Consider the following 18,344-nt stretch of genomic DNA (forward strand, 5'->3'; position numbering starts at 1 on the left):
AGGCGCCGGAATCATGAGCGCCACGCTGGCGACGCTGTTGCATCGTCTGCAGCCGGAATGGTCGATCAGCATTTTCGAGCGACTCGACGCGGCCGCTGCCGAGAGCAGTGATCCGTGGAATAACGCGGGTACAGGTCACTCAGCGTTGTGTGAGTTGAACTACACCCCGCAGACCGCTGACGGCGATGTCGACATCACCAAGGCGCTGACGATCAACGAACAGTTCCAGGTGTCTCGGCAGTTCTGGGCCAATTCGGTCGAGACCGGTGTGCTCTCCTCTCCCGAGGAGTTCATCAACCCGATCCCGCATGTGAGCTTTGTTCACGGCCAGTCGAACGTCGATTATCTCCGCAAGCGTTACGACAACCTTGCCGGGGAGACCCTCTTCAAGGGCATGGAATACATCACCGACCCCGCCGAGTTCACCAAGCGCCTGCCGCTGATGTCGGCCGGTCGCGACTTCTCGGATCCGGTGGCGCTCAACTGGTTCACCGGCGGCACGGACGTCGATTTCGGTGCACTGACCCAGCAACTGCTCGGCTTTGTCGGTCGCTCCGGGGCCACCGTCAACTTCGGTCATTCCGTCACGAACCTGAACAAGGAATCGGACGGCAGCTGGCAGCTGAAGATCAAGAACCTGCGTACCAAGGAGAAGTCCACCGTCAAGGCGGGCTTCGTGTTCGTCGGTGCCGGTGGTGGCGCACTGCAGCTCCTGCAGAAGTCGGGCATCAAGGAGGCCAAGGGATTTGGTGGCTTCCCGGTCAGTGGCGCGTTCTTCCGCTGCACCAACAAAGAGTTGATCGCCGAGCACAGCGCCAAGGTGTACGGCAAGGCGGCGGTGGGCGCACCTCCGATGTCGGTCCCGCACCTCGACACCCGCGTGATCAACGGCACCGCGGGCCTGCTGTTCGGTCCCTACGCCGGCTGGTCGCCGAAGTTCCTCAAAGAGGGCAAGAACACCGACCTGCTCGCGTCGATCAAGCCGGGCAACGCGATCCCGATGCTGTCGATCGCTCCCAAGGAATTCGGTCTGCTGAAGTACCTGATCAGTGAACTCGCCGCCGGTCCCGCGGACCGCGTGGAGACACTGTCCGAGTTCGTGCCGCGCGCTGCTGCCGAGGACTGGGAAATGATTGTCGCCGGTCAGCGGGTGCAGGTCATCCGGAAGAAGGGTCACGGCGGTGCGCTCGAGTTCGGCACCGCGGTGATCGCTGCCGAGGACGGCAGCATCGCGGGTCTGCTGGGTGCCTCACCGGGCGCTTCGACGGCGGTCCCGGCCATGCTTGACGTCCTGCAACGCTGCTTCCCGAAGCATTTCCAGTCCTGGGAGCCACTGCTCACCGAGATGATCCCGTCGTACGGCACCAAGCTGAACGACAACCCCGATCTGTTCGGTCAGGTGTGGGATTGGTCATCGAAAGTACTGAACTTGGTCGACAACAACGGTCAGGGCACCGGTGAGGCATCTGCTCACCTGGCAGCACCTGCCGGCGTGTGATAGGTATCCCATATGACAGCCACCGCTAGCCTGCACCGCAGCTGGGCCCAGGACATCGACATGCCGACGCTGTACAAGATTTTCCAGTTGCGGCTGGAGGTGTTTGTCGTCGAACAAGCCTGTCCGTACGCCGAACTCGACGGTCGCGACCTCGATCCCGACACCCGGCACCTGTGGCTGGAAGAAGACGGCGAGATCATCAGCACCCTGCGTCTGATCGAAGAGCACGACGGTGGCAAGTCGTTCCGGATCGGCCGACTCTGCACCGAGCGTTCGCGTCGTGGCCAAGGTCACACCAGTCGTCTGCTGCAGACCGCTTTGGCCGACGTCGGATCAGACCTGTGCAATATTCACGCACAGACCTACCTGGTCGATATGTACGCCAAGCACGGGTTTGTCGTCGATGGTGAGGAATACCTTCTCGACGGTGTCCCGCATACGCCGATGAAGCGTGGCGGATATCGCTGACGGTGTGACAACTCGGGCGGAACCGGATATCCGGTTCCCGTTCAGCGCGGTGGTCGGATCGGAGCAGCTCAAGCTTGCTCTGATCCTGTCCGCGATCGCACCGTCGATCGGTGGGGTGCTGATCCGCGGCGAGAAGGGGACAGCCAAGACGACGGTGGTTCGTGCACTGGGTCCATTGCTGCCCGGGCACGGGGATTCCGCGGCGACGGTTGTCGAACTACCGATCGGTGCCACCGAGGACCGTGTGATCGGTTCGCTGGATCTACAGAAGATCCTCGCCGAAGGGGCAAAGGCTTTCACCCCCGGGCTGCTGGCACATGCAGATGGCGGAGTCCTCTACATCGACGAGGTCAATCTCCTCGCCGATCATCTTGTCGACGTGCTGCTCGACGCGGCTGCGACCGGCCGGGTGGTCATCGAACGAGATGGTGTGTCGCACACCCAATCTGCGCGATTTGTTCTGGTCGGCACGATGAACCCCGAAGAGGGTGAGCTGCGACCGCAGCTGCTGGACCGATTCGGGCTGGCCGTCGATGTGACCGCACCGCGCGAGGTGTCGCAGCGCGTTGCGGTGATCGAACGCCGGATGGCGTTCGAATCCGATCCCGCGGGATTCGCTGCGGAGTACGCCGACGCCGACGCCGAGATCGCCGCTGCGATCGAAAAGGCAAGGGCTGCACTTGAATCGGTTGTCCTTCCGACTGCGCAGCTGCACCGGATCGCGGCGATCTGCGTTGAGCTCGAGGTCGACGGTCTGCGGGGCGACCTGGTGGTCACCCGCACTGCCCGGGCCCATGCTGCGTGGCGCGGAGCTGTGGAGGTCGAGGACATCGATGTTCGCCGCGCCGTCGAATTGGCACTGCCGCACCGACGTCGGCGAGATCCGTTCGATGAACCCGGCCTCACCGAGCAGCAGATCGACGATGCCCTCGAGAGGGCTGATCAGCAGGCGCCACAGGACCCCGGCACCGAGAACAACGATGCCCCAAATGAATCGGCACCACAGGATTCGGCACCACCCGATGCCGGGGCGCCCGAATCCGGTGAACCTGATCCCGATCCGGACAACCCCGGAGGCGGTGGTGTGCCACCACCGGGTCCGGGTTTCTCGCCGGACCGCCGTGGTGGCGCGGTAAAGGCACTGCGCGCCACCGGCGTCGGCAACGGCGAACCGGGGCGACGGTCACCGTCGCTGAGCAGTCGGGGACAGGCTCTCCGTGGGGTGCGCGATGGCGGCCATGGGGTGCACCTGATGGGCACGATCCTGGCGGCCGCCGACGAGCACATCGAACGCGGTCAGGCCCGACTGCACGTGCTGCCGCAAGACATCCGGTACGCCGAGCGGCGGGGCAAAGAGGGCAATCTCGTGGTGTTCGTGCTCGACCTGTCGGGTTCGATGACCGCGCGCAAGCGACTCGATGCCGTGTCCGGCGCGGTCGTGTCGATGCTCACCGATTCCTATCAGCGCCGCGACCGCGTCGCGGTGGTCACCCTCCGAGGCGCAGGCGCCGAGGTCACCGTGCCACCCACCCGTTCGGTGGACGCCGCTGTGCGCAGGCTGACCGGTGTGTCGACGGGTGGCCGGACGCCGCTGGCAGAAGGGCTGATCGCGGCTCGAGACGTGGTGCGCCGCAATGCTTACAAAGAACCGAACCGGCGACCGCTGATGGTTGTGCTGACCGACGGCCGGGCCACCTCGGGAAGCGGAGCCCTGGCTCGCGCCGGTGCCGCCGCAGACCGACTGCGTCGTGACGGCACGTCGGCGATCGTGGTGGACTGTGAACAGGGTTTGGTCCGCCTCGGTCTGGCCCGGTCGCTGGCCGGCCAGTTGGGTGGCGATTGTGTGCAGCTTGCCGATCTGACCGCCGGTGGCGTCGCCGCAGTTGTCAGATCGGCGGCATGAGCGACTCGGATGAGTCCTCGGCGAGTCGTGGTGTAGAAGGGAAATGTTGTGCCCCAGGGTGTTCCATCTGTTATTCCGAACGACGGACTGACCACACGTGCGCGGCGCAATCAGCCGGTGCTCGCTGTGCACACCGGCGACGGCAAGGGTAAGTCGACCGCGGCCTTCGGAATGGCCATGCGCGCCTGGAACGCCGGTCTGGACATCGGCGTCTTCCAGTTCGTGAAGAGCGCGAAGTGGAAGGTCGGCGAGGAGAGCGCGCTCATCGCGCTCGGAGAGCTCCACAGCACCACCGGTCAGGGCGGTCCGGTGCAGTGGCACAAGATGGGCGAGGGCTGGTCGTGGATACGCCACGCAGGCGGCGATGCCGACCATGCCGAGCAGGCTGCGCAGGGATGGGCCGAGATCCGCCGACGCATCATCGCGGGGGAGCATCAGTTCTATGTCCTCGACGAGTTCACGTATCCCATCAACTGGGGATGGATCGATCTCGACGATGTCCTCGACGTGCTGGGCAGCCGCGAGGGTAAGCAACATGTGGTGATCACCGGTCGGCGGGCGCCTGCCGCGCTGATCGAGGCCGCCGACCTGGTCACGGAGATGGTGAAGGTGCGCCATCCCATGGACGCCGGGCGCAAAGGTCAAAAGGGCATCGAATGGTGAGCTCGTCTCCCCCTGCGATAGTGAGCTCGTCTCCCCCTGCGATAGTGATCGCGGCCCCGTCATCAGGGAGTGGAAAGACCACGATCACAACGGGTTTGATCGGTGCGCTGGCGCGGGCGGGGCATCAGGTCGCACCGTTCAAGGTGGGGCCGGACTACATCGATCCCGGCTACCACGGCATCGCCGCCGGTCGGCCGGGCCGCAACCTCGATCCGGTTCTGGTCGGCGAGGAACGGATCGGTCCGCTGTACCGATCGGGTTCGACCGGATGCGACATCGCGGTGATCGAAGGCGTGATGGGCCTGTTCGATGGCCGGATCACCGAAGACCACATGCCCGCGATCGCTCCCGGATCTACCGCGCAGGTGGCCAACCTCCTCGGGGCGCCGGTGGTATTGGTCGTGGACGCATCCGGGCACAGCCAGTCCCTGGCAGCGATCCTGCACGGGTTCGTCAGCTTCGACCCGGGCATCGACATCCGTGGCGTGATCCTCAACCGGGTGGGATCACCGCGACACGAATACGTATTGCGACAGGCTTGCGACCGCGCCGGACTTCAGGTTTTCGGTGCGGTGCCGCGTAACCCGGAGATGGCGGTGCCCTCGCGTCACCTCGGACTCATCCCGGCCGCCGAACGCGGCCCCGAAGCAATTGCCGCCATCGACGCGATGACCGAATTGGTCGGTGGCGCAGTGGATGTGCCGGCACTGGTGGCGGCGGCCGACATCGGGCCTGCCGGCCGTTCCGGTCCGATCTGGTCTGCTGATGAGGAGGTCGGAACACCGGAACAGCAGGGCCCGCGGCCGGTGATCGCGGTTGCCGCCGGTGCGGCGTTCACATTCGGCTATGCCGAGCACAGCGAACTGCTCCGGGCGGCCGGTGCCGACGTGGTCACCTTCGATCCGGTGGTCGACCTCCTCCCGGACGGTTGCACGGCAGTGGTGATCGGAGGCGGATTCCCCGAAGAACACGCCGCGGCGTTGGCGTCGAACAGACCGCTGCTCACCGCGCTGCGTGCGGCGGCCGGTTCGGGGATCCCGATCCATGCCGAATGCGCAGGCCTGCTGTATCTGTCGCAGAGTCTCGACAACCACGCGATGGCCGGAGTGCTGCCGTTGCGGGGCACGTTCGGCAAGAGGCTGACGTTGGGCTATCGCGATGCGGTGGCCATCACCGATTCCGTGTTGTTCCCCGCAGGCACGAGGGTTCGGGGACACGAGTTCCATCGCACCACGGTTACGGCAGTGGATGATTCGGTTCCCTCGGCCTGGGGCTGGCGCCGGGACGGGGTGGCCGAGAGGGAAGGCTGGACGTCGGCTCGGCCGGGTGCCCAGGTTCACGCGTCGTACCTGCACACGCATCCGGCGGGAAATCCGGAGGCGGTGTCGCGTCTGGTGGCTGCCGCGCGCCGAGCCCCTGTGGAGCAGCGATGAGCGGTGGATCAGCGGAGCTGGATCTGACGGCGGGCCTGTTGGCCGGGATCGACATGTCCGAGCTCAGCGACAGTCCGGTGGTCATGCGGGAGCTGCTCGAAGCGGTGCTGGCGGTCGGCAGTGGCCTGGATCTCGACGCCACCCTGCAGCGGATCATCAATGTCGCCGTGGATGCACTCGATGCCCGATACGGCGCGCTCGGTGTGCGCGGTGATGACGGGCAGCTCTCGGCTTTTGTTCACACGGGCATCGAACCTCAGGTGCGGGCGACGATGGGCCATCTGCCGGTGGGCCGTGGTGTGCTGGGGCTGCTGATCAACCATCCGCAGGTGCTGCGTATCGACGAGTTGGGTGCGCACCCGAGCGCGGTGGGATTCCCCGCCAACCATCCGCCGATGGCGACGTTCCTCGGGGCGCCGATCATCGTCCGCGGCGCGGTGTTCGGCAGCATCTATCTCACCGAGAAGGTCACCGGCGGGGGTTTCAACGAAGCCGATGAGGTGGCGGTACGGGTGCTGTCGGCGGCGGCCGGTGTCGCGATCGACAACGCCCGGCTGTTCGAGAGTGCACGCACGCGGGAACGCTGGATGCGGATGCTCGCGCGCCGGGGAGCCGGACCGCTGGTGGGGGCCGCGCTCGAGGACACCCTCACCGCGCTGGCCGTCGACCTTGCGGACTTGGCCGGCGCCACAGACGTTTTCATTCTCGGGACCGATGACAATCGGGCCAACGTGCTGGCGCACACCGGCGAACTACCGCGTTTGGGCGCATTCGAGCTGGGTCAGTTCTCGGGTATCGAGGTCGCCCCGGCAACTGATGTCCCGGCACCGTTGGTGCGCGGCGGGGCGGCGTGGGTGAGCATGGTGCCGCTGCTGCGCGCCGGTGGGCGTTTCGGCGTGATGATGCTGACGCACACCGCGCGTCCCGTGTGGGCCGAGGAGGAGGAGTCGGGTCTGATCGCCACGGCCGACATCGCCTCGATGGCACTGGCATACGAGCTGCAGCAGGCGGTGACCAGGGAGATGCACATGCTCACCGATCGCCACCGGATCGCCAGGGACCTCCATGATCACGTGATCCAGCGGTTGTTCGCGATCGGGATGTCGTTGCAGTCGTTCTCGTCTCGGATCGGTGACGATGGTCAGCTCAGCCAGGCGATCGTCGACCTGGACCGGACCGTCGAGCAAATTCGCACGTCGATCTTCGATCTCAACACCTCGGGGGAGAGCGCACAGGATTCGGCCACCTTGCGGCGTCGGGCACTGGACATCGTCACGGAGTTGTCGGCTCATGCACCGATCTCACCGTCGGTGCGCTTTGCCGGACCCGTCGACACCCTGGTCCCGTCGCGGCTGGATGGGCATATCGAAGCTGTTCTGCGCGAAGGAATTTCCAATGCGCTACGGCATTCGAAGGCAGAACGGATCGACGTCCTCGTCTCTGCGGACGAAGTGTTGAGTATCTCGATCACCGACAACGGAACAGGGATCGGTGCGACCGTGGCGCACAGCGGATTGAACAATCTCGCGCGCCGGGCCGAACAGAACGATGGCACGTTCGCCATCTCCGACACCGCCGGCGGCGGGACCACGATCAGCTGGACCGTGCCGCTGTAACTCCGCTAGGACTGACGGCCGCGCTCGTTCTTTTCCTTCAGTTTGGTGGCCATCACCGCAACCTGTGTCCGCCGCTGCAGATCGAGTTTGGCAAGGATCCGGGACACGTAGTTCTTGATGGTCTTTTCGGCGAGGAACATCTTCGCCGCGATCTGGCGGTTGGTCATCCCCTCGCCGACGAGTGCAAAGACCTCACGTTCCTGACCGGTCAACTCGGCGAGTGGATCGACGCCGTTGCCGTCGGCCCGCAGTTTGGCCATCAACGCGGCGGTGCTCCCGGCGTCGAGCAGTGATCCACCGGTGCCGACCGTGCGCACCGCGGCCACCAGGTTGTGCCCCAGGATCTGCTTGAGGACGAACCCGGCGGCGCCGGCCATCACGGCCGCCAGCAACGCCTCGTCGTCGGCGTAAGAGGTGAGCATCAGACACTGAACCGACGGTGTGGCACTGCGGATCTCGCGACACAACTCGACGCCGTTGCCGTCGGGCAGCCGGACGTCGAGGATGGCCACGTCGGGGACCGCGGCGGTGATCGCAACCAATGCCTCACTGACACTTGAGGCCTCACCGACCACCTCGATGTCGTCTGCCGTCCCGAGGAGATCGCGGAGCCCGCGGCGTACCAGTTCGTGATCATCGACCAGAAATGCCCTGATTTTCGCCGTCATGGATTTCAAAGTACCGCACCACAAAACGAGGCGATCGCCCCGGTGAACAGGGACTTTTGACCCACGCGCGGACAAGATGTCCGGAGGCAGACTCGGATGCATGAAAACGATGTCCGGGTCGGATCTGCTGCGCGAGTTGTTGCCTGTCTGCGAAGGAGAGGTCAATCGGCATCTGGCGATGTCGAAGGATTGGCACCCGCACGACTTCGTGCCGTGGGATCAGGGACGGAACTTCGCCGCACTCGGTGGAATCGACTGGGATCCGAGCCAGTCCCAGTTGGACGAGACGGCCAAGGCGGCGATGTTCACCAACCTGCTGACCGAGGACAATCTGCCGTCCTATCACCGGGTGATAGCGCAGAACTTCACCCTCGACGACGCCTGGGGTTATTGGGTGGGCCGGTGGACCGCGGAAGAGAACAAGCACAGCGTGGTCATGCGTGACTACCTGGTCGTCACCCGTGGTGTCGATCCGGTGGCGTTGGAAGAAGCCCGGATGATCCACATGACCCAGGGTTTCAACCCGATGCCCGCCGACGACGGGGATCGAGATCGGTCCTCGGACATGCTGTTTGCGGTGGCCTACGTCACCTTCCAGGAACTCGCGACGCGCGTGTCACACCGCAACACGGGCAAGGCATGTGGCGACCCGATCGCTGACCGGATGCTCGCGCGGGTTGCCGCGGACGAGAACCTGCACATGCTGTTCTATCGCAACATCCTTGCAGGCGCGCTCGACCTGACTCCCGATCAGACCATCAAGGCGATTGCCCTGGTCCTGTCCATGTTCCAGATGCCGGGTGCCTCGATGCCGGGGTTCCGTCGCAACGCCGTGCTGATCGCCAAGGCCGGGATCTACGATCTCCCGCAGCACCTGCACGAGGTTGTCGAACCGGTCCTGCGCAAGTGGAACATATTCGAGCGCAACGATTTCGGTCCCGAAGGCGAACGCACCCGCGACGAGTTGGCCGTATTCCTCGAAGACCTGCAAGGCAAAGTCGATCGATTCGAACGGTCGCGTGCGCGCATGCTCGCACGCGATGAACGGGAAGCGTCGTGACAATCGAGGACGTCGGGCAACGGAAGGTTCCGTTCGACGCGGTGATCGCGATGGCAGAGGCTGCGCATTGCGGGAACATCAGCTGGTGGAACCAGATCCGTGCGGATTCCGCGGACAGTACCGAAACCGAATACCTTGCCTCGCGCATGTTGGCCCGGATGATCGCATCGGCTGCACATCGGCAGGGGATACCCACCGCCGACGTGTGGGCCCGGATCCGGGAGACCGGGGAACTGCCTCTCTGAGACTGCGTGGTCGGTGTCCACTCAATTGCCGCCGAAGGCCCACAGTACGGTCTACGCATGACCGAATCGACACCCGAGATGGGCCACGACCACTACCTCGTCGGGCTGAATCTTGTTGGCAGGCGGGTGGTGATCATCGGCGGCGGCTCGGTGGTGCAGCGCAGGCTCGGCACACTCGCCGACAGCGGCGCCGACATCCACGTGATCACACCGGAGGCCACGCCAACGGTGGAGTCGTTTCCCGGCATCACCCTGCACGCCCGTCCTTATGAACCCGGTGACCTCGACGGCGCGTGGTACGCCCTGGCCTCTACCGACGACCCGGACGTCAATGCCGCCGTGGTTGCCGAGGCCGAGCAGCGCCGGATCTTCTGTGTCCGCGCCGACGACGCCCGCCACGGCACCGCCGTCACGCCTGCCTCGCTGCGTCACGACAATCTGACGGTCGGCGTCCTGGCAGCTGGTGATCACCGTCGCTCGGCCGCCGTGCGGACGGCCATCGGTCAGGCGCTCGGCGGCGGAGAGCTCGGCGCAGCCGGGCTCGAAGCCGCCGCTCAGGAACGGCAGCCGGCCGGTGTGGCGCTGGTCGGTGGCGGACCCGGCGACCCGGATCTGATCACCGTGCGGGGACGACGTCTACTTGCCGCTGCCGATGTTGTGGTCGCCGACCGGCTCGCGCCACCGGCATTGCTGGCCGAACTGGGGCCCCACGTCGAGATCATCGATGCCGCGAAGGTGCCCTACGGCCGTGCGATGAAGCAGGAGGCCATCAACGACGTCCTCATCGACCGTGCCAAGGCAGGCAAGTTCGTGGTCCGTTTCAAGGGCGGCGATCCGTACGTCTATGGGCGCGGCTTCGAAGAACTCGAGGCGTGCGTTGCCGCGGGCGTCCCGGTCACCGTGGTCCCCGGGATCACCAGTGCCATCGCCGGACCATCGGCGGCCGGCATCCCGGTGACCCACCGAGGCGTGACCCACGAAGTCGTGATCGTTTCCGGGCACATCCCGCCTGATCACCCCGATTCCCTGGTCAACTGGCCGGCACTGGCGCAGATGCGGGGGACCATCGTCCTGATGATGGCGGTCGAACGTCTCGACATCTTCGCCGACGCGCTGATGGATGGCGGCCGTGACGCGACGATCCCGGTTGCCATCATCGAAAACGCCACACTGAGCAGCCAGCGGGTAGTCCGGACAACGCTCGGCGAGGCTGCGGTGGACGCCAAGAACGCGCAGGTCCGGCCACCCGCGATCGTGGTCATCGGACCGGTTGCCGGTTTTGATGCGGCGCTGTGACACGTCGATCCACCGTGCGATCGTTACAACCATGATTGTGAAGCGGGAGTCCGGCACCGGTAGCCTCGATCCCCATGACCTCATCACCAGCCGTGGCCGCTGACGTCGGCCAGACCCGTGTGTGGGGCCCGCAGATCGCCGTGCTGGGCGGAATGCAACTGCTGGTCGTGCTCGATGGCACGGTCGCGGCGCTGGCGCTCCCCAGAATCCAGAACGCGCTGGGCCTGTCCGACAGCGGCGGCGCCTGGATCATCACCGCCTACGTGCTGGCCTTCGGTGGCCTCATGCTGCTGGGCGGACGGTTGGGTGACACCTTCGGTCGTAAACGTATGTTCGTCGCCGGTGTTGCCGCGTTCACGGTCACCTCACTGCTGTGTGGTCTGGCCTGGGATCCGATCAGCCTGATCATCGGACGCGCCTTGCAAGGTGCGTCTGCGGCGGTGGCCGCACCGACCGCGATGGCGCTGGTCGCGACCACATTTGCGCCCGGCAAGCCACGGAACCAGGCGTTTGCCGTGTATGCGGCGATGACCGGCATCGGATCGGTCGCCGGGTTGATCGCAGGCGGAGTGCTCACCGAACTCTCATGGCGCCTGGTGTTCCTGATCAATGTGCCCATCGGCCTGCTGGTCGTGCTCGGGGCGGTCATGTGTCTGCGCGAATCGCAGGGCGAGCGGATGTCCCTCGATGTGAAGGGCGCGGTCCTGGCAACGCTGGGCTGCACCCTGGTCGTGCTGGCTGTGAACGAAGGACCGGGCGGCTGGCTGCGTCCGGTGGTGGTGATCCCGCTGATCGTCGGACTGGTCTCGCTGATCGCGTTCGTATTCGTCGAGCGCCGCGCCGCGAATCCGATCCTGCCGTTTTCACTGTTCGCCAACAGCAGCCGGGTGGCGGCGCTGGTGGCGATCCTGCTGGCCGGCGCCATCATCATGTGCATGGCGGTGTTCATCTCGCTGTACCTGCAGGGAATCCTGAAGTATTCGCCGATCCAGAGCGGTATGGCAGTGGTGCCCTTTGCCTTCGGGCTCGGTACCGCGGCGGCCATCGCCTCCAAACTCGCGCTCCGATACCAGCCACGCTGGCTGGTCCTCGTCGGCGGTCTGGTGGTGGTTGCCGGCTGCGCGTACGCGGCGAGCATCGCGCGCGATGCCCCGGCGTACTTCCCTCACATCTTTGTGCCGGTCGTCGTGATCGGTGCAGGCGTCGGCATGGCGGTCATCCCGCTCACCCTGTCGGTGGTGGCCGGAGTCGGCCCCAACGAGATCGGCCCGCTGACCGCTCTTGCCCAGGTGGCCCAAAACCTCGGTGGTGCGATCGCGTTGGTCGCGGTCGGCGCGATGGTGACCAGCCGCACCCTCTCCGAAGGCGGGACCACCGGGCCGATCGACGAGATGGATGCGAGCCAGCTCGATGCGTTGGCAAGCGGCTACGGACTGGCTTTCGTCTGCTGCGCGTTGATCGCGGTTGCGGCCGGAATCGTCGTCCTGTTCATGCGCTTCACACCGGAGGACGTGGCTGAAGGGCAGGCGGCCCAAGAAGTCGCCCACACCTCGGTCGATCCCGACGAGTTGACGGCCTGAGCGCAGGTCGAAGCCGGTCAGTCCGTGAGGATGATCAGCTCGCGGTCCGAGCCGATCTCGGCACGCTGACCGCCCGCGACGGCAACCGCCGCCAACGAGTTGACGTCGCGTACCTGCTTGCGGGAGCCGAGCAGCGATCGCGTCAGCACCCCCTTGTGATGCTTGTTGAAGTGGCTGACCACCGTCCGGGTGCCGTTCGCTGCCTCGGTCAGCACGGTGACCGTGATGGCATCGGGGACCGGTCCCAGTTGCTGGTAGCCACCTGACCGCAGATCGACGATCAGATCCTCGTCCAGGCCGACGAGCGCATCGGTGAGCACCGGCTTCCAGTTGGCCGCGAGGGTGCCGAATCCGGGCAGTTTCGACCCGGCCGACAGCCGATATGCGGGAATTGGGTCGGTAGCGCGCACCACACCGAACAGCGCCGAACCGATCGCCAACCGATCTGCGGCCTTCGCTTTCGCGGACCGCGTCAGTGACTTGAAGTCGAGGGCGTCGAACAACACGCCCGTGTACCGCTCGATCGCCGGGCAGGTCGGACTCGACCACAACTGGGCGTTGCGCTCGATCTCGTCGAACTGGGATACGCCCAGCCCCAGCGCCTTCTGACTGGCCGCCGCGTCGCCGGCCACCGTGACGAGCGCGTCGGCGATCTTGCGGCGCAGCGGCGTCAGGGTGGACAGCGAGAGCAGGTCGAGGTCGAGGGGAGCGCCACGGCCACCGGTGGCCTTGGTCTCTGAGGGGGGCAGCACGATCAACACAGTGATAGACCGTATCGGTCCACCCCGGCCACCGCCCCGGCCCGGTCTGCTCGGAGGGCCTGCGCTTGTCCCGGTTCGAGAGATGCAGCCGCCTCTGGTCACAGGGATGCAGGGCCGGTGTGGTCGCAGAGATATGGTGTCTGACGTGATCACACGCATGTCGACCCTTTTCCTGCGCACTCTGCGCGACGATCCTTCCGACGCCGAGGTGCCAAGTCATCGGCTGCTGGTCCGCGCCGGATATGTCCGCCGCGTCGCCCCCGGCGTCTACAGCTGGCTGCCACTGGGACTGAAGGTGCTGCGGCGGGTCGAGGCCGTCGTCCGTGAGGAGATGGACAACATCGGTGGCCAGGAGATCTCGTTGCCCGCGCTGCTGCCGCGCGAGCCCTACGAGACGACCGGACGATGGACCGAATACGGCGACGCGCTGTTCCGGCTCAAGGACCGCAAGGGTGCCGACATGTTGCTCGGACCCACCCACGAAGAGTTGTTCGCCCAGCTGGTCAAGGGGGAGTACTCGTCCTACAAAGATCTGCCACTGACGATCTATCAGATCCAGACCAAGTACCGCGACGAAGAGCGTCCCCGGGCCGGCATCCTGCGCGGGCGCGAGTTCATCATGAAGGACTCGTACTCGTTCGATCTGAATCTCGACGGTGCCAAGGCGTCCTACGACGCCCACCGCGAGGCCTACCAGGAAATCTTCCGCCGTCTTCAGGTCAAGTACGTGATCGTCGCCGCCACCTCCGGTGCCATGGGCGGTTCGGCATCAGAGGAGTTCCTGGCCGAAAGTGAAGTGGGCGAGGACACCTACGTGCGCAGCCCGGAGTCGGGTTATGCGGCCAACGTGGAGGCCGTCGTGACCCCGGCGCCGCCGGCACTGCCGATCGAGGGTCTGCCCGCGGCCACCGTGTACGACACCGGCAACACCCCGACCATCGACACGCTGGTCGCCTGGGCGCAGGAGACGTTCCCCGACCGCGGCTTCACCGCCGCGGACACATTGAAGAACGTCGTGGTGAAGTTGCGTCGGCCCGACGGCAAGACCGAACTGCTGGCGATCGGTATCCCCGGTGACCGCGATGTCGACATGAAGCGGCTCGAAGCCGCCGTCGAACCGGCCGCCGTCGAAATGATCGGCGACGCCGACTTTGCCGCCAACGCATTCCTGGTTCGTGGCTACATCGGCCCGAAAGCATTGCAGGACAACGGGGTGCGTTACCTGGTGGACCCCAGGGTCGTCGAAGGTACGTCCTGGATCACCGGTGCAAATGAACTGGGCAAGCATGTTGTCGACCTGGTGGTCGGCCGGGACTTCGTGCCGGACGGCACCGTCGAGGCCGCCGAGGTTCGCGACGGTGACCCGTCGCCGGACGGCCTGGGCACCCTTGTCGCAGCCCGCGGTATCGAGATCGGTCACATCTTCCAACTCGGCACCAAATACACCGATGCCTTCGAGGTCGACGTCCTCGGCGAGAACGGCAAGCCGGTCCGGTTGATCCAGGGCTCGTACGGTGTGGGCGTCTCGCGGATGGTTGCCGTCATCGCCGAGCAGCAACACGACGACAAAGGCCTGCGCTGGCCGAAGTCTGTGGCGCCGTACGACATCCACCTGGTCATCGCGAACAAGGACGAGCAGGCCTGGGCCGGTGCGCAGAGTCTTGCCGCCGATCTCGATGCCGCGGGTATGTCCGTGCTCCTCGACGACCGCAAGGCGAGCCCGGGTGTGAAGTTCAAGGACGCCGAGCTGCTGGGCATGCCGGTGGTCGTGGTCGTCGGACGCGGCTGGGCCAACGGCACCGTCGAGATCCGCGACCGGTTCACCGGAGAGGCGACCGAGGTCGCCTCCGACTCCGCGGTCGAGGCACTGCTCGCCAATCGCTAGTCGGTTCGCGCGATCGGCCCGATCATTGATCGGGCCGATCCGCGGTTCGGGCTACGTTGGGTCTCCGCCCCACCTGGTCGAGCTCCGCTACGCTGCGTCTCCGCCTGGCAGGGCGACGGTTGCCGGTGAGATCCTCAGGACCACCCGCCAATTCGCTGCCCGGAGGGCACTGCCGGTCAGTCCTTGAAGGCCGAGCCGGCGACTGCCTACATCGGACGCCCGCTCGAGCAGGCTGCGATAGGCCACTGCACAGTCCTCTTCGGCGGCCAGCGCGACTTTCAGCGCCGACGCGGGATCGGTGACGGCGATCGGCAGGTTGTAGCCGGCCGCCGCCGGTGGTACCGGGGCGCCGACCGCGGTCAGAGCCGTTTCCAACTCGGTTCGCAGTGCGCGGTGTTCGGCGGTGTATTCGCTGATCGCCTGCTCGCGCGAGGGTGCCGCGTGTGCCGCAACTACGCCGTACGTGAAAATTGCGGCGTTCTCCGCGGTCACGGCAACGGCGAGTGCATCGGTCGTTGGGGTCATGAGAGCTGCACCGCCGCAAGAGTTGTGGTCCCGGCGCTGATCGACCCGAGAAGGCCGGCGACGTAACCGTAGAGTTCGATGGCCAGGTTTCCGGCGGAGTTCGCAGACGCCGTGAGCTGCGTTCGGAGTTCATCGATTGTCGGTGGTGCGGTCACCGCGGGGCTCGGTGTCGCTGAACTCGACGCGATCCGCGCCCGGCCGGAGTCGAGCCGGGTGATCTCGTCGGTCAGTGCGACCGAATGGGCTGTTCGCTGTTCGGCGATGACGGTGAGTGCCGCCGCCCGGTCCGGGTTGCCCGCAATCGCCGCCGTCGCGGCGGCGGCGTCGGTATTGGCCGCGGTGACCTGGGGTAGCAGCTGATCGGCCAGTTGTTGCTGCGCGCTTGTCGTGCCGTCCGATCCGCAGGCCGCGACCGCAGAGATCGCGCTCGCGCCCGCGGCGAGCGCCACTGCCGATTGCAGGAAAGTGCGGCGGGAGGACGTGATTCCCCGAATGCCATCTGATGTTGGAACTTCACTGACCGTCACACGGTCAATAGTGCCAGCCCGCGTCGGCGAGGGCAGATCCCGCGCACCGCTCGGCGGTTCGCCGTCCGACTGTGGCCCATTCGTCACCGGATGGCGCAGTCGATGGTCAAGGACAGGCGGTCAGGGGCGTTAAGCTGTTCGGAGTAAAGACCTGACAACTGCACATGGAGGAGACACCGATGCCCGGGGCAATCGACCACGAACGGATCAGTGGACTGATCGAACCGGCAGTCACCGACAAGGGGTACGACGTCGAGGAACTGTCAGTGGTGGCGACGGGCCCGGAGAACCTGGTGAAGTTGGTCGTCGATCGCGACGGCGGCGCGTCGCTCGATGAGCTGGCCGAGCTGAGCCGCTCGGTCTCGACGATCCTCGACGGTACGGACGACGAGACCGGCGCCGAGGGTGACGACGCGTTGGCCGCATTACCGACCTACACCCTCGAGGTCACCTCGCCGGGTGTCGACCGCCCGCTGACACAGCCGCGGCACTGGCGCCGCGCAGCCGGACGCAAAGTGGTGGTCGACCTCATCGCCGATCCGCCAGAGCGACTCTCCGGCCGGATCGGGGCACTCGACGACGACCAGTCGAGCGTGCAGCTGGTCACGAAGACAAGCAAGGGTTTCGCCACCACGACCGTGGCATTGGCATCAGTACGCAAAGCGTTTGTACAGGTCGACTTCGGTGAGCCCAGTGCTGCCGAACTCGAGGTGTGCGGCCTTGATCCCGAGCAGATCGAGGCAAGAAGGAAAGGGAACAAATGAATATCGACATTGCAGCGCTTCGTATGATCGAGGCCGAAAAGGGCATCACGATCGATGCCGTCATCGAGACCATCCAGTCGGCATTGCTGACGGCCTACCGGCACACCGACGGGTTTGCACCACACGCGTACATCGATGTCGATCGCAAGTCCGGCAAGGTCCGCGTGATGGCGCAAGAGCGTGACGCCGATGGCAACGTCATCTCCGAATGGGACGACACCCCTGAAGGTTTCGGGCGCATCGCGGCCACCACGGCCCGCCAGGTGATCCTGCAGCGTCTGCGAGATGCCGAGCACGACAAAAACTTTGGCGAGTTCTCCACGCATGAGGGTGAGATCGTCGGCGGCGTGGTGCAGCAGGACGCGCGCGCGAACGCCCGCGGCATGGTGGTCGTGCGCATCGGTAGCGAAGCCACCGGCCAAGAAGGTGTACTGCCGCCTGCCGAGCAGGTACCCGGTGAAACCTATGTGCACGGCGAGCGGATCAAGTGCTACGTCGTCGGCGTCGCACGCGGATCCCGCGGCCTGCAGATCACACTCTCGCGTACCCACCCCAATCTCGTGCGCAAGCTCTTCGCTCTCGAGGTTCCCGAGATCGAGGACGGGTCGGTCGAGATCGTCGCGGTGGCCCGGGAGGCCGGTCATCGGTCGAAGATCGCCGTCCACACCGGGGTTGCCGGACTCAACGCCAAAGGTGCCTGCATTGGACCGATGGGGCAGCGTGTCCGCAACGTCATGAGCGAACTCGCCGGCGAGAAGATCGACATCATCGACTACGACACCGACCCGGCCGTGTTTGTCGGCAACGCACTCTCGCCGTCGAAGGTGGTATCGGTCACAGTCGTCGATCCAGTGGCAAAAGCCGCCAGGGTCGTGGTGCCCGATTACCAGTTGTCGCTGGCCATCGGCAAGGAAGGGCAGAACGCCCGCCTGGCTGCCCGCCTCACCGGATGGCGCATCGACATCCGTAGCGATGCCCAGACCGACTCGGATTCCGAGCCGTCTGCGGCAGGTGCGAGCTGAGCAGAAACGCGCCGAGACGGGTGTCATTAGCATCTAGCTCGCCGTGGACGGTAGACTCACCGGTGGTCCACAGTGATCCTTCGCGCCACCGCGAAAATCTGCCGATGCGTACCTGCGTCGGATGTCGACAGTGTCACCCGGCCGCCGAACTCGTTCGGCTGGTCGTGCGGCGCGACGACAGCGCAAAGGTGGTTGTGATGGACCATCGGAAGACCATGCCAGGGCGTGGCGCCTGGCTGCATCCGGATCTCGATTGTTTGGGAACCGCGATTCAGCGGAAGGCTTTCGCCAGGGCATTTCGGGTCGGCGGGTTGACCGTCGATACCGATCTACTGAGCCGAGAAATCGAAACGGTAGCCAAACAGAGAGGCCGGCAGCAGTCGGCCACTAAGGAACAGGTAGCAGAAGACATGAGCACACCGTGAAGTTC

Annotated in this window: 18 protein-coding genes; 14 read left to right on the forward strand and 4 right to left on the reverse strand. The window is 65.5% G+C overall.

The genetic code is table 11. The annotated features are described in order from the left end of the window. The first annotated feature begins 13 nt into the window (after nt 1-13). The 6 genes from mqo to AC1TQG_RS17705 are packed head-to-tail and all read left to right on the forward strand — an operon-like array spanning nt 14 to nt 7,581. Nucleotides 14-1,498 (forward strand): malate dehydrogenase (quinone), encoded by a 1,485-nt coding sequence (mqo, locus tag AC1TQG_RS17680; RefSeq protein ID WP_482139882.1) that lies wholly within the window; start codon nt 14-16, stop codon nt 1,496-1,498. 12 nt (nt 1,499-1,510) lie between these two features. Continuing rightward, nucleotides 1,511-1,966, forward strand: a complete 456-nt coding sequence (locus tag AC1TQG_RS17685) for a GNAT family N-acetyltransferase (RefSeq protein WP_482139096.1) — start codon at nt 1,511-1,513, stop codon at nt 1,964-1,966. A 4-nt stretch (nt 1,967-1,970) separates the two neighbouring features. Further along, complete coding sequence (locus AC1TQG_RS17690; protein ID WP_482139098.1) at nt 1,971-3,869, forward strand: VWA domain-containing protein; 1,899 nt, start codon at nt 1,971-1,973, stop codon at nt 3,867-3,869. A gap of 48 nt (nt 3,870-3,917) precedes the next feature. Continuing rightward, nucleotides 3,918-4,532: a cob(I)yrinic acid a,c-diamide adenosyltransferase gene (gene cobO / locus AC1TQG_RS17695; protein WP_482139100.1), complete on the forward strand. Its 615-nt coding sequence runs from the start codon at nt 3,918-3,920 to the stop codon at nt 4,530-4,532. Beyond that, nucleotides 4,526-5,965: a cobyrinic acid a,c-diamide synthase CobB gene (locus AC1TQG_RS17700; RefSeq protein WP_482139102.1), complete on the forward strand. Its 1,440-nt coding sequence runs from the start codon at nt 4,526-4,528 to the stop codon at nt 5,963-5,965. Before cobO ends, AC1TQG_RS17700 begins: the two co-directional genes overlap by 7 nt. Beyond that, complete coding sequence (locus AC1TQG_RS17705; protein ID WP_482139104.1) at nt 5,962-7,581, forward strand: GAF domain-containing sensor histidine kinase; 1,620 nt, start codon at nt 5,962-5,964, stop codon at nt 7,579-7,581. The genes AC1TQG_RS17700 and AC1TQG_RS17705 overlap by 4 nt, the downstream gene beginning before the upstream one ends. Before the next feature lie 5 nt (nt 7,582-7,586). Here AC1TQG_RS17705 and AC1TQG_RS17710 read toward each other — a convergent pair whose 3' ends face one another. After that, the gene (locus AC1TQG_RS17710; RefSeq protein WP_482139105.1) at nt 7,587-8,249 is read right to left on the reverse strand and encodes a response regulator transcription factor; all 663 of its coding nucleotides are present in this window, start codon (nt 8,247-8,249) and stop codon (nt 7,587-7,589) included. A gap of 100 nt (nt 8,250-8,349) precedes the next feature. On the opposite strand from AC1TQG_RS17710, the gene AC1TQG_RS17715 reads away from it, so the two are divergent. The 4 genes from AC1TQG_RS17715 (at nt 8,350) to AC1TQG_RS17730 (ending at nt 12,430) form a co-directional block, all read left to right on the forward strand. Next, nucleotides 8,350-9,309, forward strand: a complete 960-nt coding sequence (locus AC1TQG_RS17715; RefSeq protein ID WP_482139107.1) for an acyl-ACP desaturase — start codon at nt 8,350-8,352, stop codon at nt 9,307-9,309. Next, nucleotides 9,306-9,554, forward strand: coding sequence for a hypothetical protein (locus AC1TQG_RS17720; protein ID WP_482139109.1), 249 nt, complete (start codon nt 9,306-9,308; stop codon nt 9,552-9,554). Before AC1TQG_RS17715 ends, AC1TQG_RS17720 begins: the two co-directional genes overlap by 4 nt. Nucleotides 9,555-9,611: 57 nt before the next feature. After that, nucleotides 9,612-10,850 (forward strand): uroporphyrinogen-III C-methyltransferase, encoded by a 1,239-nt coding sequence (gene cobA / locus AC1TQG_RS17725; RefSeq protein ID WP_482139110.1) that lies wholly within the window; start codon nt 9,612-9,614, stop codon nt 10,848-10,850. Nucleotides 10,851-10,924: 74 nt separating this feature from the next. Then, nucleotides 10,925-12,430 (forward strand): MFS transporter, encoded by a 1,506-nt coding sequence (locus AC1TQG_RS17730; RefSeq protein WP_482139112.1) that lies wholly within the window; start codon nt 10,925-10,927, stop codon nt 12,428-12,430. A 17-nt stretch (nt 12,431-12,447) separates the two neighbouring features. On the opposite strand, the gene yaaA is transcribed toward AC1TQG_RS17730, so the two are convergent. Then, nucleotides 12,448-13,191: a peroxide stress protein YaaA gene (yaaA, locus tag AC1TQG_RS17735; protein ID WP_482139113.1), complete on the reverse strand. Its 744-nt coding sequence runs from the start codon at nt 13,189-13,191 to the stop codon at nt 12,448-12,450. Nucleotides 13,192-13,336: 145 nt separating this feature from the next. On the opposite strand from yaaA, the gene AC1TQG_RS17740 reads away from it, so the two are divergent. Continuing rightward, nucleotides 13,337-15,076, forward strand: coding sequence for a proline--tRNA ligase (locus AC1TQG_RS17740; RefSeq protein WP_482139115.1), 1,740 nt, complete (start codon nt 13,337-13,339; stop codon nt 15,074-15,076). An 87-nt stretch (nt 15,077-15,163) separates the two neighbouring features. On the opposite strand, the gene AC1TQG_RS17745 is transcribed toward AC1TQG_RS17740, so the two are convergent. Beyond that, the gene (locus AC1TQG_RS17745) at nt 15,164-15,601 is read right to left on the reverse strand and encodes a ferritin-like domain-containing protein (protein WP_482139117.1); all 438 of its coding nucleotides are present in this window, start codon (nt 15,599-15,601) and stop codon (nt 15,164-15,166) included. Continuing rightward, complete coding sequence (locus AC1TQG_RS17750; RefSeq protein WP_482139118.1) at nt 15,598-16,128, reverse strand: hypothetical protein; 531 nt, start codon at nt 16,126-16,128, stop codon at nt 15,598-15,600. Before AC1TQG_RS17750 ends, AC1TQG_RS17745 begins: the two co-directional genes overlap by 4 nt. A 179-nt stretch (nt 16,129-16,307) precedes the next feature. On the opposite strand from AC1TQG_RS17750, the gene rimP reads away from it, so the two are divergent. From rimP to AC1TQG_RS17765, 3 genes are all read left to right on the forward strand, one after another. After that, nucleotides 16,308-16,892, forward strand: coding sequence for a ribosome maturation factor RimP (gene rimP, locus AC1TQG_RS17755; protein ID WP_482139120.1), 585 nt, complete (start codon nt 16,308-16,310; stop codon nt 16,890-16,892). After that, the gene (nusA, locus tag AC1TQG_RS17760) at nt 16,889-17,914 is read left to right on the forward strand and encodes a transcription termination factor NusA (RefSeq protein ID WP_482139122.1); all 1,026 of its coding nucleotides are present in this window, start codon (nt 16,889-16,891) and stop codon (nt 17,912-17,914) included. The genes rimP and nusA overlap by 4 nt, the downstream gene beginning before the upstream one ends. 104 nt (nt 17,915-18,018) lie before the next feature. Next, entirely contained in the window at nt 18,019-18,339 is a 321-nt protein-coding gene (locus AC1TQG_RS17765; protein WP_482139124.1) for a YlxR family protein, read from the forward strand. Nucleotides 18,340-18,344 lie beyond the last annotated feature (5 nt).

The sequence above is a fragment of the Williamsia sp. Y844 genome (genome assembly GCF_056786475.1).